Source organism: Paraburkholderia sp. SUR17 (assembly GCF_029536165.1).
In the GTDB taxonomy this organism is placed as follows: Bacteria; Pseudomonadota; Gammaproteobacteria; order Burkholderiales; family Burkholderiaceae; genus Paraburkholderia; species Paraburkholderia kururiensis.
Genome location: NZ_CP120508.1, coordinates 3,727,132 through 3,740,660 on the forward strand (window position 1 = coordinate 3,727,132; position 13,529 = coordinate 3,740,660).

13 protein-coding genes are annotated in these 13,529 nt (G+C 65.9%); all 13 read right to left on the minus strand.

What is annotated here, in order from left to right; genetic code table 11:
* Positions 1 to 143: 143 nt before the first annotated feature.
* The 13 genes from cheZ to flhD all read right to left on the minus strand — a co-directional run bounded on the left by cheZ (position 144) and on the right by flhD (position 13,188).
* A complete protein-coding gene (gene cheZ, locus P2869_RS16695; protein WP_026120913.1) occupies positions 144 to 836 on the minus strand; it encodes a protein phosphatase CheZ in 693 nt (230 codons plus the stop codon).
* Positions 837 to 867: 31 nt separating this feature from the next.
* Positions 868 to 1,263, minus strand: coding sequence for a chemotaxis response regulator CheY (gene cheY / locus P2869_RS16700; protein ID WP_026120914.1), 396 nt, complete (start codon positions 1,261 to 1,263; stop codon positions 868 to 870).
* 67 nt (positions 1,264 to 1,330) lie between these two features.
* Positions 1,331 to 2,419, minus strand: coding sequence for a chemotaxis response regulator protein-glutamate methylesterase (locus tag P2869_RS16705; RefSeq protein WP_017772152.1), 1,089 nt, complete (start codon positions 2,417 to 2,419; stop codon positions 1,331 to 1,333).
* A gap of 5 nt (positions 2,420 to 2,424) precedes the next feature.
* Positions 2,425 to 3,207 carry a chemoreceptor glutamine deamidase CheD gene (gene cheD / locus P2869_RS16710; protein WP_277597022.1) on the minus strand — a complete coding sequence of 261 codons (783 nt, stop codon included), beginning with the start codon at positions 3,205 to 3,207 and terminating at the stop codon, positions 2,425 to 2,427.
* The gene (locus P2869_RS16715) at positions 3,204 to 4,151 is read right to left on the minus strand and encodes a CheR family methyltransferase (protein ID WP_026120915.1); all 948 of its coding nucleotides are present in this window, start codon (positions 4,149 to 4,151) and stop codon (positions 3,204 to 3,206) included. The genes cheD and P2869_RS16715 overlap by 4 nt, the downstream gene beginning before the upstream one ends.
* Positions 4,152 to 4,259: 108 nt before the next feature.
* Complete coding sequence (locus tag P2869_RS16720) at positions 4,260 to 6,311, minus strand: methyl-accepting chemotaxis protein (RefSeq protein WP_277597023.1); 2,052 nt, start codon at positions 6,309 to 6,311, stop codon at positions 4,260 to 4,262.
* A 242-nt stretch (positions 6,312 to 6,553) separates the two neighbouring features.
* A complete protein-coding gene (locus tag P2869_RS16725; RefSeq protein WP_017772156.1) occupies positions 6,554 to 7,090 on the minus strand; it encodes a chemotaxis protein CheW in 537 nt (178 codons plus the stop codon).
* Positions 7,091 to 7,135: 45 nt separating this feature from the next.
* Positions 7,136 to 9,457: a chemotaxis protein CheA gene (cheA, locus tag P2869_RS16730; protein ID WP_277597024.1), complete on the minus strand. Its 2,322-nt coding sequence runs from the start codon at positions 9,455 to 9,457 to the stop codon at positions 7,136 to 7,138.
* A 105-nt stretch (positions 9,458 to 9,562) separates the two neighbouring features.
* Positions 9,563 to 9,940, minus strand: a complete 378-nt coding sequence (locus tag P2869_RS16735) for a response regulator (protein WP_017772158.1) — start codon at positions 9,938 to 9,940, stop codon at positions 9,563 to 9,565.
* A gap of 98 nt (positions 9,941 to 10,038) precedes the next feature.
* Positions 10,039 to 11,073, minus strand: a complete 1,035-nt coding sequence (gene motB, locus P2869_RS16740) for a flagellar motor protein MotB (protein WP_017772159.1) — start codon at positions 11,071 to 11,073, stop codon at positions 10,039 to 10,041.
* A gap of 22 nt (positions 11,074 to 11,095) precedes the next feature.
* Complete coding sequence (gene motA / locus P2869_RS16745) at positions 11,096 to 11,956, minus strand: flagellar motor stator protein MotA (protein ID WP_017772160.1); 861 nt, start codon at positions 11,954 to 11,956, stop codon at positions 11,096 to 11,098.
* 308 nt (positions 11,957 to 12,264) lie between these two features.
* On the minus strand, positions 12,265 to 12,816 hold the full coding sequence (gene flhC, locus P2869_RS16750; protein ID WP_017772161.1) for a flagellar transcriptional regulator FlhC: 552 nt from the start codon (positions 12,814 to 12,816) through the stop codon (positions 12,265 to 12,267).
* Between the two features lie 45 nt (positions 12,817 to 12,861).
* On the minus strand, positions 12,862 to 13,188 hold the full coding sequence (flhD, locus tag P2869_RS16755; RefSeq protein WP_026120916.1) for a flagellar transcriptional regulator FlhD: 327 nt from the start codon (positions 13,186 to 13,188) through the stop codon (positions 12,862 to 12,864).
* Positions 13,189 to 13,529: the final 341 nt, after the last annotated feature.

Below are 13,529 nucleotides of genomic sequence, written 5' to 3' on the forward strand. Positions count from 1 at the left end.
AAGGCCGTGCAAGCGAAGCACGGGGCGTGCCGCACAGGCGGCCGCCCCGGCTTGCGGGAAGGAGGAACGGGAGAGAACGGAAGCCGGTCGGGAACCGGCCTGACCCGGCCGAAGGTCCGGCTACGAGGGGACGTGAAAGCGGACTAGAAGCCCAGGCTCGCGAGCAGGTCGTCCACTTGCGACTGGTCCTGCATGACGTCGGCCTTGCCTTCGGGATTGATCTGCGGGCCGTTGAGCAACCCTTCGGGGCTGCCGGTCGACGACTCCGCGGCGGCCAGCGCCGCAGCCGTGGCCGCGAACTGTTCCCGGCGCTCCGGTGCGATGTTCTCCACGAGCACGCCCAGCAATTGCTGCTCGATCACGTAGACCACGTCCATGATCTTCTTGATCACCTGGCCCGTCAGATCCTGAAAGTCCTGGGCGAGCATGATTTCGAGCAGCTGCTGGCTGGTCGCCGAAGTAGCGTCGGGCACCGTGGTGATGAACGCGCGCGTGTCGTCCACGAGCGTGCGCACCTCGTCGCGGCCGAGCGGCGCTTCGTACCACCGCGCCCAGCGCTCGTTGAGCGCGCCGGCGTCGCGCTCGAGGCGCTCCTGCAACGGCTTGGCGATTTCGATGGCGTTGAGCGCGCGCTCGGCGGCCTGCTCGGTCATCGCGACCACGTACTTGAGGCGGTCGCGGGCGTCCGGCACGGCTTCGGCGGCGCGTTCCACGTGCTTGTCGAGCCCGAGTTCTCGCATCGAGTCGCGCAGCGTGCGCGTCAATTGTCCGATGCGGGCAAGAATGCGGTCGGTCGCGAATTCTCCCGCGTCCTCCTGGCCGCCCTCGCGCGGCATGGCGGCTTGCGCACTGGTCGGCTGGTTCACGTCAGCTCCCGGCTTTCGCCATCTTTTCGAGGATCTTGTTGAGCTTCTCGTCGAGCGTAGCCGCCGTGAAGGGCTTCACCACGTAGCCGCTGGCGCCTGCCTGCGCTGCCGCGATGATGTTTTCCTTCTTCGACTCGGCCGTCACCATCAGCACCGGCAGGTGCGAGAGGCTCGCGTCGGCGCGGATCTCCTTGAGCATGGCGAGACCGTCCAGGTTCGGCATGTTCCAGTCCGAGATCACGAAGTCGTAGCCGCCGCCGCGCAGGCGCGACAGCCCGGCCGCGCCGTCTTCCGCCTCGTCGACGTTGGCGTAGCCCAGTTCCTTCAACAGGTTGCGGACAATCCGGCGCATCGTCGGAAAGTCGTCCACCACCAGAATTTTCATTCCCTTATCCATCTTGGTTCCTCTGTGCAAATTGTGTGTGCGGCGTGCGCGCGCCCGTTCGCGTCGCAGCCGAACGGCATCATACGCGCTGCACGCGGTCGCCCATCAACGCAAGGCGTGCCATCACGCGGCGGCTCATGTCGGCAAGCGGCGCGATCTCGTCGGCGGCGCCCATCGCAATAGCCTCGCGCGGCATGCCAAACACGACGCAGCTCGCTTCGTCCTGGGCGAGCGTGTAAGCACCCGCCTTGCGCATTTCGAGCAGCCCCGCCGCGCCGTCGCGGCCCATGCCGGTCAGGATCACGCCGATCGCGTTCTTGCCCGCATGCTGGGCCGCGGAGCGGAACAGCACGTCCACCGACGGACGGTGCCGGTTCACCGGCGGGTCGTCGGACAGATGGGCGATGTAGTTCGCGCCGCTACGCGCGAGCAGCAGGTGCGCGTGGCCCGGCGCGATATAAGCATGGCCCGGCAGCACGCGTTCGCCGTGCTCAGCCTCTTTAACGGTAATCCGGCACAAACCATTGAGCCGTTGCGCAAAAGATTTTGTGAAACCGGGCGGCATGTGCTGCGCGATCAGCACCGCGGGGGCGTCCGGCGGCAGCGGCACGAGCACTTCGCGAATGGCTTCGGTACCGCCCGTGGAGGCGCCCACGATGATGAGCTTTTCCGTACTCACGAGCGGATTGTTGATGAGCGGCGCCGCCGCGCCGGCACCTGCCGCCGCAGCCGCCGCCGCGACGTGCGCGGGCGCGGCCTGGCGAACCCGCGCGCGGGCTGCTGCGCGAATCTTGTCGGCGAGCTTCTCGGAATATTCGAGCATGCCGTCGCGAATGCCCACCTTCGGCTTGGTCACGAAGTCCACGGCGCCCAGTTCGAGCGCGCGCAGCGTGATTTCCGAGCCGCGCTCGGTCAGCGACGACACCATCACCACCGGCATGGGCCGCAGACGCATCAGCTTCTCGAGGAAGTCGAGACCGTCCATGCGCGGCATTTCCACGTCGAGCGTGAGCACGTCGGGGTTGTGCTGCTTGATGAGCTCGCGCGCGACGAGCGGATCCGGCGCCGTCGCCACCACCGTCATGTCCGGCTGGCTGTTGATGATTTCCGTCATCAGGCTGCGGATCAGCGCTGAGTCGTCCACACACAAAACCTTGATCTTTTGCACAGCTGTCACGCCTCCTCTACTGTCTTGGCGTTGTTGTCCTGGTTGTTGGGGCGGGGGCGCGCACCGAACAGCTCGATGCGCGGCTTCGCGGCGCCGCCCGGGCGCGCAGGCGCACCGGCGGGGCCGGCCCGCGGCAGGTCGGGACGTGCGGCGCCCGTCTGTGCGCCGGCGAAGAGTTCCATGTGGGCGCGCGCTCTGGCGAGGCGCTCGGCGCGGGCTTCGGCGGTATGCCGCGCGAGCGCCTGTTCGCGCTCGGCCACACTCGGGTCCTGCTGCAGGCGCAACTTCTTCACCATGACCTGGCCCGTGCGCGGCAGGAACGCCACCTTGCGCGGATGCTCTCCCTGCAGGTCTTCGGCCACGATGGGAATTTTTTCCAGCGCGAGGTAGCGGCGCACGAACTCGGAGTTGCGGTCGCCGATGTTGATGGTGGTCATGCCCGCCAGCACTGCGGCGCCGCCGAACACTTTCGCCTCGAACCGCTCGCGCCGGCCGCCCGCCTTGATCATCTCGTTGATGAGCACTTCCATCGCGTACGCGCCGTAGCGCATGGAGTCCGACGCGGCGTGCCCGGCATCCGCGCCGTCGTCGGGCAGCATGAAATGGTTCATGCCGCCGATGCCCGCGGTGCGGTCGCGAATGCACGCCGCCACGCACGAGCCCAGCACCGTGACAAGCACCATGTCTTCGCTCGTCATGTAGAACTCGTTCGGCAGCAGCTTCACGCCGGGGCGCTGAAAGTGGTTGTCGTAGTAGAGGTTGGTGGCAACCGGCAAGGTCGTGCTCATGCGATCGCTCCGCTCGTTGCCGCGGTGCCGGCGCGCGCGCTGCTGCGCGCGTGGTCGGCGCTGTCGCGCGTGAGTTCGTAGACCGTCTGGCCGCGCAGGCGGAACGCCTGCGTGACGTAGGTGAAGTTCTCCGAGTGGCCGGCAAACAGCAGCCCGCCCGGCTTGACGAGCGGCTCGAAGCGCGAAAGCACCTGCGACTGCGTCGGCTTGTCGAAATAGATCATGACGTTGCGGCAGAAGATCGCGTCGAACTGCGTACGCAAGCCGTAGTCGGCATCCGTCAGATTGAGCTGTTCGAAGCGGATCATCGCGCGCAGTTCGGGCCGCACCTTCACGAGCCCCGCGTGCGCGCCGGTGCCCTTCAGGAAGAAGCGCTTCAGGCGCTCCTGCGAAAGATGCTTCACCTGGTCGAACGCGTAGACGCCGGCCTCGCCTTTGGCGAGCACCTGGGTGTCCAGGTCCGTGGCAAGGATGGTGGCGTGGCGCGCGGCCTGCTCGCCGAGCGCTTCCACGAGCGTCATCGCGATCGAATACGGCTCCTCGCCCGTGGACGCCGCCGAGCACCACACCGAAACGGGCTGCTGGCGGCGCTTCACGAAGTCCGCGAGGATCGGGAAGTGATGCGCCTCGCGGAAGAATGCCGTGAGGTTCGTGGTGAGCGCGTTCGTGAACGCTTCCCACTCGGCCGGATCGTTGGTGGCTTCCAGCCGGTCGAGATAGTCGCGAAACGTGTCGAGCCCGAGCGCCCGCAGACGCCGCGCGAGGCGGCTGTACGCCATGTCGCGCTTGTGGTCCGAGAGCGAAATGCCCGCACGGCGGTGAATCAGCTCGCGAATGCGTGCGAAATCCGCCGACGTGAACTCGAAGTCCCGACCGGGCTCGCCCATTTTCTGCCGGTCAGACAGATCGGGCTGTGCGGACTGTGGTGTGCGCCTTGCCATCATGATGTTTCGTGCCTGTCATGCAAGGCATTGCGCCTGTTCACGTTCGTGGGGACATGCCTTGCAGTTGCCTGCAACTACTGGTGAATTGCCTGCAACGCAGCATGCCTGCTAGAAAGTTTCCCAATCCGCATCCGAGGCGCTCGTCTCGCTTGCGCGCGACGCGGCGGCGGATGCACCTGTCTTCGGTCTCAAGAGCGGCTCGGCGCGAGGCGCCAGCGCCGCTTTGGCGGCCGGTGCGGCAGCTGCGCGGGTAGCGCGGGCCGTGACGGCGCGGGTCGCGCTGCCGGCTGCGCTGCTCCGGGCTTCAGTCGCGGCCTCGATTGCGGCCTCGGTTGCGACTTCGCCTGCCGCGGCTGCGCCATGCGCTTCGACCGCTGCGGGCTTGTCTGCTGCCTTATCTGCTGCCAATGCCGCCGCCAATGCCGCCGCGTTACGTTTGCTCGTCGCCGGGCGCGACGTCGTCGCCGTCGCGGACGTCGTCACAGCCTTTGCCTTCGTCGATACAGCCTTCGCCGACGTCGCCAACGCGCCGCTCGTGTTCGAACCCTTCGCCGACGTCACGGCCGCTGCCGGCCGCGCGCTGTACGACGCCTGCTGGCGCTGGCCGCCCGTCACGTGCCAGCCGCCCACTACGGTCTGAAGCTGGCGCGTCTGTTCTTCGAGCGATGCCGCCGCGGCTGCGGCCTGCTCCACGAGCGCCGCGTTCTGCTGCGTGACCGTATCCATCTGCACGACGGCGCGGTTCACCTGTTCGATGCCGCTCGACTGCTCTTCGGACGCGGCGCTGATCTCGCCCATGATGTCCGTCACGCGGCGCACGGCCTGCAGGATTTCGTCCATCGTGGTGCCCGCGCGGCCCACCAGTTCAGAGCCGCTATCCACCTTCCCGGCCGCGTCGCTGATGAGTTCCTTGATTTCCTTGGCGGCGCTCGCGCTGCGCTGCGCGAGGCTGCGCACTTCGCCCGCCACCACTGCGAAGCCGCGGCCCTGCTCGCCGGCGCGTGCGGCTTCCACCGCCGCGTTCAACGCGAGGATGTTGGTCTGGAACGCAATGCCTTCGATCACGCCGATGATGTCCACCACCTTGCTCGAACTCGTCGCGATGTCCTGCATGGTGTGAACCACCTGGCTCACCACTTCGCCGCCGCGCGTGGCGATGTCCGACGCGTTCACGGCAAGCTGGCTCGCCTGGCGCGCGTTCTCGGCGTTCTGCTTCACCGTGCCGGTGAGCTGTTCCATGCTGGACGCCGTTTCCTGCAGCGAGGCCGCCTGCTGCTCGGTGCGCTGCGAGAGGTCCGTATTGCCCATCGCGATTTCGCGCGCGCCGGTGTCGATGGATTCGGTGCTCGTATGCACGGACTTCACCATCGTCGTGAGGCTGTCCTGCATGCGGCGAATGCTGCCGAAGAGCCGGCCGATTTCGTTGTCGCTGCGCACTTCAACGGGCTGCGTGAGGTCGCCCGAGGCCATGCGCTCGAAGCAGTTCACGGCGTCGGCGAGCGGCTGCACGATGAGGCCGCGCAGCATCAGGCGAATCGCCACCACCATCACGAGCGCCACCGCGATTACCGCGCCGATCAGCGTCTGCATCAGGCTGATCTGCGATTGCGCACCCGCCTGCTGGTTCTCGGCGTGGTCCTGAAGCGCCTTCACGATCTGCGCGGCCGTGTTGTCGTAGGAGACGAACATCGGGCTGATCTTCGTGTCGGCAATGGCGTGGTACGCGTTGAGGTCGCTTGCGCGCAGCGCGGCGAATTCGGCGTCCACGCCGTCACGCAGCAGCGACGTGCGCTTGGTGGCGAGTTCGTCGAGCGTTGCCTGTTCGATGCCGGCCTTCGGCGTATCGAGGAATGTCTTCCAGTTTTCGTTGGACTTGCCGTACAGCTCCTGGGCACGGTCCAGCACCTTCTTCGCTTCGTCCGTGTTGCCGCCCGCCGTCAGCGTGCTGACGCGGTCGATCGCCACGCGCGTGCGCAGCATCAATGAAGACGCATCGTTCAGCGCGCGAATGGCCACGAGGTCGCCGTGCGCGATCGTTTCGATGGAGCCGTTCGCGCGCGAAAGCGCGACGAGCCCCAGCGCGCCCACCACCAGGGTCAGCGCGACCAGAATGAGTCCGACCACCGTCAAGGTCGTGCGGATCGACCACTTCTGCAACATCGTCATACTCCTTGCCTGAGCTGCAGTTGCCCTGCCTGAAAACCGTGCGCGCACGTGCGCGTGTCCATACCCCGTTCATTCCATGTGGGCGTTGCGCCGCTTCTCATGAACTGCGTTCTGGCGGCTTGCACCCTTTTTCACTGCTTTTCCCCGGTCAGGCAACGAACGCCCGCCTGCTGCGAGCCCGCAGGCATCCGTCACCGCCGACTGCGCCCCCCGGCGTAACTTTTAATGCGCCCGGCTTATACGCCCAGCGCTTCGATGAGCGCCATTTCGCGGCTCGTCATCAGCTTTTCGATGTCCATCAGGATCAGCATGCGGCCGTCCACGGTGCCAAGGCCCGTGAGGTATTCGGTCGTGAGCGTCGCGCCGAATTCCGGCGCCGGCATGATCTGGTCGGTCTGGAGCGTGAGCACGTCGGAGACGCCGTCCACCACCATGCCCACCACGCGATGCGCGACGTTCAGGATGATCACCACGGTCTGGTGGTCGTACTCGACGCGGCCCAGGTGGAACTTGATGCGCATGTCCACGATCGGCACGATGATGCCGCGCAGGTTGATCACGCCCTTGATGAAGTCGGGCGCGTTCGCGATGCGCGTCACGCTTTCGTAGCCGCGAATTTCCTGCACCTTCAGGATGTCGATGCCGTACTCTTCCGCGCCCAGCGTGAAGACGAGGAATTCCTGACCGCCCGCCTCGGCCTGCTGCGCGTCGCGGCGATGCGCGAGGGCGCCGCCGCCCGCGCCGCTGTTCTGGATGGATTGGACTTCTGCCACGTTAGCCCCCAAACGGTTGGGAAAAGGTTCAGTTAATAGGTCTGCTTATGCGAGCGCCGCGAGCGAACCGTGCGCGGCGCGCGTCTCGCGGTTCAATGCCGCCACGTCCACGATCAGGGCGACACTGCCGTCGCCCAGAATGGTCGCGGCGGAAATGCCGTGCACCTTGCGGTAGTTCGTTTCGAGGTTCTTCACCACCACCTGCTGCTGGCCGACCAGTTCGTCGATCAGCATCGCGAAGCGCCGGCCTTCCGTCTCCAGAATGGTGACGATGCCCTGCGTCGGATCCGTACGCGCGCCTTCCACCGAGAACACTTCGTGCAGCGCCACGAGCGGCAGGTACTCGCCGCGCACGCGCACCACGCGCTCGCCGTTGGCGACCGTGTAGATGTCTTCGTTGCGCGGCTGGAGCGACTCCATCACGAAGTTGAGCGGCAGGATGAAGATCTCGTTGCCCACCTTCACCGACATGCCGTCGAGAATGGCGAGCGTGAGCGGCAGCACGATGCGTGTGGTCGTGCCCTTGCCCGCGTGCGAGGTGATCTCGACGTGGCCGCCCATGGCCTGGATGTTTCGCTTCACGACGTCCATGCCCACGCCGCGGCCCGAGACATCGGTGACCTGCTCGGCGGTGGAGAAGCCCGGCATGAAGATGAGTTGCCAGACCTCGTCGTCGCTCATCGTGTCGGAGACGGGCAGGCCTTGCTTGACCGCCTTCGCGAGAATCTTGTCGCGGCGCAGGCCGGCGCCGTCGTCGCTCACCTCGATCACGATGTTGCCGCCGTGGTGCGCGGCGGAGAGCACGAGCTGGCCCGTGCCGTCCTTGCCCGCGGCGCGGCGCGCTTCCACCGTTTCGATGCCGTGGTCGAGGCTGTTGCGCACGAGGTGCGTGAGCGGGTCGATGATGCGCTCGATCAGGCTCTTGTCGAGTTCCGTGGCCTGACCGAACGTGACCAGTTCCACTTCCTTGCCGAGCTTCGAGGCGAGGTCGCGCACGAGACGCGGGAAGCGGCTGAACACGTAGTCCATCGGCATCATGCGGATGGACATCACCGCTTCCTGCAGGTCGCGCGCATTGCGTTCGAGCTGCGCCATGCCGTTGAAGAGCCGGTCGTGCAGCGCCGGGTCGAACGTGCTGGTGGTTTCGGCCAGCATGGCCTGCGTAATGACGAGTTCGCCGACGAGGTTGATGAGCTGGTCGACCTTCTCGACGCCCACGCGGATGGAGCTGCCTTCACTGCCCGCAGCGGCGGCGGCGGGGCGCGCCTTGCGCTCTTCGGCCGTGGCGGCGGCAGGCTTGTTGGCCGCCGCAGCGTGCTCGGCCGGCGCGGCGGCCGGTGCCGGCGCGGGAACAGCAGCGGGTGCCGATGCTGCGGGCGCGGCCGGCTGGCTCGCCGGCGCGCTCGCTGCGGCATCGGTTTGATTCGAAGAAGTGGCGGGCGGCGGCGCAACGGGTTGCGTGGCGGCCGCCGCCGGCAACGCCGGTTCATGAGCGGCAGCGGCAGGCGTTCCAGGTTCGCCCTGCTGTTCGCCCTGTCCCGGCGCGGAGCCGCGGCCAATCGAGATCTGACTTTCGTCGATCACGAAACAGCACACGGCAACGATGTCGTCGGACGGTACGTCGGTGTCGACCCACAGTGTGAGGTCGTTTCCTTCTTTTACCTGTCCGGCAATGTGACCGAGGTTGCCCAGTTCTTCGACGAGCAGTTCCTGGTCCTTTTCCCCTACGCCCCGTAGCGTAATTTTCAGGTGGGGTCCTTCTGCCGCGTCGGCGCCGGCGCCGGCGGCTGCGCCTGCGCTCGACGGTGCGGCTTGAATGGCTTCATCGACAACGTGGTCGGGCACGCCGTTGGCCGACCCAGGCCCGCTCGCGGCCGGTTCGGCCGCCGCGACTTGCGGTGCGGGTGCGGGCGCTGCCGGCGCAGGTGCCGGTGCCGCTGCGGCAGGCTGCGCCGCTTCGGGCGCGGGCGTGCCGCGGCTTTCGGCGTAGAGCCGCTCCAGCTTCGCGCGCACGGCGGCTGCCGCGGCGGCGTCCGGTTCGGCGCTCGCGCGGTAGTCGGCGAGCTGGCCCGAGAGCACGTCCTTCGTTTCGAGGAACGTGTCGATCATGTCCTTGCGCAGCACGAGTTCGTTGTTGCGCGCGCGATCCAGCAGCGATTCGAGAATGTGCGTGGTTTCGGTGAGCGCCGTGAAACCGAACGTGGCCGCACCGCCCTTGATGGAGTGCGCCGCGCGGAAAATCGCTGCGAGGTCTTCGGGGTCGGGCCGGCCGATGTCCAGATTGAGCAACAGCTGCTCCATCTGCGCGAGCAGTTCGTCCGCTTCGTCGAAGAACGTCTGATAGAACTGTGTGATGTCGAGTGTCATGCCTGGGTCACCGCGAAATATCTGGTCTGTGCTTCGTATGCCGTCTGTTGCTGTCTGTTGCTGTCTGTTGGCCGGCCCCAACCCTTCCCGGCCGGGCCGTTCGCGTCAGGACGCTTCCTGCTCCGACAGCGACGCGACGAGGTCCGTGAGCAGGTCCGGGTCCACGGGCTTTTCGATCCAGCCCGTCGCGCCCGCCGCGCGCGCCGCGTCTTTGAACGGCTCGCTGTCTTCGGTCGTCAGCAGCAGGATCGGCGTGGTCTGATACGCCGGATTCCTGCGTAGCCGCCCGATCAGGTCGAGACCGCTCACGCGCGGCATGTGCTGGTCCGTGAGCACAAGGTCGAACTGGACCGCCAGCGCGTTTTCGAGCCCTTCTTCACCATCCGACGCCACCGTGACCTCATAGCCGGCCGCCGTCAGCGTGGCGGAGATGATTTGCCGCATCGCGGCCGAATCGTCGATCGCCAGAATGTTCCTGATCATGAAGTCCTCACTGCCCTGCCTGTTCGTGTTGCTGCGCTTGTTCCTGCTTGTGCCCGCTTGTTCCTGCTTGTTCCTGCCTGTTCCTGCGTCTGCGTCCGTTACTGCTGCGCCGGCTGCTGCCCCTGTATCAGCGGCGGCTGCGGCCGCGCCTGCACCGGTGCCGGCGCCGCATCCGGCGCGATCTTCGGAATCAGCTGCCGGCCTGAGCCCGCGGCGTCGTCCGAGAGCGTCGTCGTGGTCGTGTCGTCGCGCATCAGCGCCTCTTCCGACTTCTTGTTGAGCACGATGATGCTGATACGGCGGTTTTCCGGCGCGAGCGGATCGTCCTTCACCAGGTTCTGCGTGGAGGCGAGGCCGAGCACGCGCAGCACCTTCGATTCGTCCATGCCGCCTGCAATCAGCTCGCGGCGCGACGCGTTCGCGCGGTCCGCCGAAAGCTCCCAGTTGCTGTAGCCCTTCTCGCCGCCCGCGTACGGCACGGCGTCGGTGTGGCCCTGCACGACGAGGCGGTTCGGCACGTCGTTCAAGGTCTTGCCGATTTCGCGCAGGATGTCGCGCATGTACGGCTCGACCTCGTCGCTCGCGGTCGCGAACATCGGCCGCTTCTGGGTATCCACGATCTCGATGCGCAGGCCCGTGAGCGTCGAGTCGATGCGAATCTGCTGCTTGAACTGGCGCAGCACCGGGTTCGCCTCGATGGCGGCCATCAGCTTCACCTGCAGGTCGTGCAGACGAGCCTGCTCGCGGCGCTCCAGCTCGCCTTGCAGCTGCTTCATGGTCTGGTCTTCGGCGTGCGGCTGGCTATGCTGCGCGCGCGACGTCGAGCCGTCGCTCATGCGCGTAATGCCTTGCTGGTCCGTCGAGATGTCGCGGCCGCCGCCGCGCAGGATGCTCGAGTCCTCCGCGCTGCGGTCACCGCCCCAGAGCGTGATCTTGAGCGGCTGGTTGAAATACTCGGCAATGCCCTTCAGCTGCGTGGTGGACGCCGAACTCAGCAGCCACATCAGCAGGAAGAACGCCATCATCGCGGTCATGAAGTCCGCGTAGGCGAGCTTCCACGCGCCGCCGTGATGCCCCTTCTTCGCGGGGGCAGCACGCTTGACGACGATGGCGCGGTCCTTGTCCTTGCTCATTGGATGCTCCGGCGCGCCCTGGTTACTTCGCCTTCACGCGACGCACGTGCTCTTCGAGCTCGGCGAACGAGGGACGCTCGGTGGAGAAAAGCACCTTGCGGCCGAACTCCACGGCAATGGCCGGGGCGTAGCCGTTCAGGCTCGCGAGAATCGTCACCTTGATGCACTGGAACATCTTCGTAGACTCGGTCACGCGCTGCTCCGCGAGGCTCGCGAGCGGGCCGATCAGACCGTACGAAAGCAGAATGCCGAGGAACGTACCGACAAGCGCCTGCGCGATCATCTCGCCCAGCACCGCAGGCGGCTTGTCGGCGGAGGCCATGGTGTGCACCACGCCCATCACCGCGGCCACGATACCGAACGCGGGCATGGCGTCGCCCACCTTCGCGAGCGCATGCGCGGGCGCCTCGCCTTCGGAGTGATGCGTTTCGATCTCCTCGTCCATGAGGCTTTCGATCTCGAAAGCGTTCATGTTGCCGCCCACCATGAGGCGCAGGTAATCGGTCAGGAATTCCACGATGTGGCGGTCGGCCAGGATCTTCGGGTATTGCGTGAAGATCGGGCTCTTGTCCGGATCGTCGATGTCGGCTTCGAGCGTGAGCGTGCCTTCCTTGCGCGCCTTGGCGAGCAGGACGTAAAGCAGGCCCATCAGCTCCATGTACACGTCTTTGTTGTATTTCGACCCTTTGAAAAGGGTCGGAATAACGCGTGCCGTTGCCTTGATGGTCTTGATGCCGTTGCCGAGGATGAACGCGCCGAAACCGGCGCCCGCGATCATCAGTACTTCGACCGGCTGCACCAGCGCGGCCAGATGACCGCCCTCCAGCGCGTAGCCGCCGAAGACGGACAACAGCGTTACGAGTGTTCCCACGAAAATCAGCACTGCCGAGCCCTCACAAGAATCGACCGAGGCCGTCGTTGGCCGCGTCGTTTACCCGGTTTACGGCAGTGCAGCGGAAAACTTTGGTGGAAAAGGGGACCGTCGCGCCGGTGTAAACCCAGAGGCGGCGGCGGCTTCCGGGCGATCCGGGCGCGCCGCCAGTCAAGGCTGACCTGCCGATGCACTTGACCGGTGCATCGGCCCGCCCGTCGGGGGCGACAGGCGGTATCTGCTTTACGGCGTCACTGGGCGCGAACTTGAGGCGCCGTGGCGCGAAAGCCTTACCGGCGTAAGGACTGGTGGGCTTTGGCTCAGGAGGCGAGCAGCGGGGTTTCGGCCGCCATGGCCGGCTTTTTCGTCTTGCCCGCGCGTGAAGGCGGCTGGCACAGGCCGCAGACGAAGCCCTGCTGGGGATCGTGCGCATGCGCGACGAAATGCCCGCCGCAGCGCACGCAACCGGTTGTCTGGAGCATGCCCGAGTCGAAGAAGCGCACGAGTGTCCACGCGCGCGTGAGGCTCAGCACCGGCTCTTCGCCCTGCAACTGCACGTGTTCGAGGTAGAGCCGGTAGCTCTTCACGATGGACTGGATGGTCTCGCAGCCGCCGTGGTCAATCATGAACCGGTAGATGTTGTAGAACAGCGACGAGTGGATGTTGGGCTGCCAGGTCATGAACCAGTCCGTCGAGAACGGCAGCATGCCCTTGGGGGGCGAGACGCCCTTCAGCTCCTTGTAGAGCTTGATGAGCCGGTCGCGCGACAGGCCTGTCTCGGCTTCGAGCAACTGAAGGCGTGCGCCCAGCTCGATCAGCTCGATCGCGAGCGTGATCTCGCGAACCTCGAGTACCACACTCTTATAGGCCATGCGCCTCGTGTCCCGTATGCGGGTGGTGCGCGCGTGGAGCGCGCATCAACCGATCTGCTCGACCGGCTGGCCCGCCATCAGAATGGCGGAATGCGTTTGCGCGTGCGCAAGCGTTTTGCCCTTGTCGGCGAGCGAGGAAAGAATGGCGTGGTCGTCGAAGCGGAAGCGGCACAGCATCTGGTTCGAGGCCGCCAGCCGCACCGTCTGCGCGAGCGAGAGGTTGGCCAGAACGTCGGCGAGCTGCTCGGAGATGCCCATGCGGAACATGCCCATCGGTTTGTCCTCGCGCAACAGGCGCTGGGCGAGCAACAGGTACGACAGATTCACTTCCTTGATCTCAGTGAGCATGTCACTGGTCGTGGTGGCGCTCATGGTTCCCCCGAAATCGAAGCTGGCTGGTCAGGCCTCTAGCGGAAACGTTTGCTCGCCCGCTTCTGCGCAATACAGAGCGAACGGCCCGTTTATGGTCGTGGGAGCATTGTGGCCAAAGGGAAATGGATCGGAAATCGGACAGACGCCCCGGCGCTTTGCCGGAAAACTCCATAAATGCTGTCAGATTTTTTCCTACACGCGGGCTGGAAGGTAATGCTAGGAAAGGATTGGGGAGTCAGGCGAAGATAAAGCAGATGCAAAAGGCATTTTTGGCCGAATTTGCGTTGGAATTTCGGCGCGCGGCGCACGAATTATAGAGATTTTTCATGGGCCGGACATCC

What these genes read in the sequence shown, in the direction of transcription:
- flhD (WP_026120916.1), bottom strand. Translation starts at nt 13,188, where the DNA reads ATGAGCGCCACCACGACCAGTGACATGCTCACTGAGATCAAGGAAGTG.
- cheA (WP_277597024.1), bottom strand. Translation starts at nt 9,457, where the DNA reads ATGACACTCGACATCACACAGTTCTATCAGACGTTCTTCGACGAAGCG.
- flhC (WP_017772161.1), bottom strand. Translation starts at nt 12,816, where the DNA reads ATGGCCTATAAGAGTGTGGTACTCGAGGTTCGCGAGATCACGCTCGCG.
- P2869_RS16720 (WP_277597023.1), bottom strand. Translation starts at nt 6,311, where the DNA reads ATGTTGCAGAAGTGGTCGATCCGCACGACCTTGACGGTGGTCGGACTC.
- cheD (WP_277597022.1), bottom strand. Translation starts at nt 3,207, where the DNA reads ATGAGCACGACCTTGCCGGTTGCCACCAACCTCTACTACGACAACCAC.
- cheY (WP_026120914.1), bottom strand. Translation starts at nt 1,263, where the DNA reads ATGGATAAGGGAATGAAAATTCTGGTGGTGGACGACTTTCCGACGATG.
- P2869_RS16735 (WP_017772158.1), bottom strand. Translation starts at nt 9,940, where the DNA reads ATGATCAGGAACATTCTGGCGATCGACGATTCGGCCGCGATGCGGCAA.
- P2869_RS16715 (WP_026120915.1), bottom strand. Translation starts at nt 4,151, where the DNA reads ATGATGGCAAGGCGCACACCACAGTCCGCACAGCCCGATCTGTCTGAC.
- motB (WP_017772159.1), bottom strand. Translation starts at nt 11,073, where the DNA reads ATGAGCAAGGACAAGGACCGCGCCATCGTCGTCAAGCGTGCTGCCCCC.
- cheZ (WP_026120913.1), bottom strand. Translation starts at nt 836, where the DNA reads ATGCCGCGCGAGGGCGGCCAGGAGGACGCGGGAGAATTCGCGACCGAC.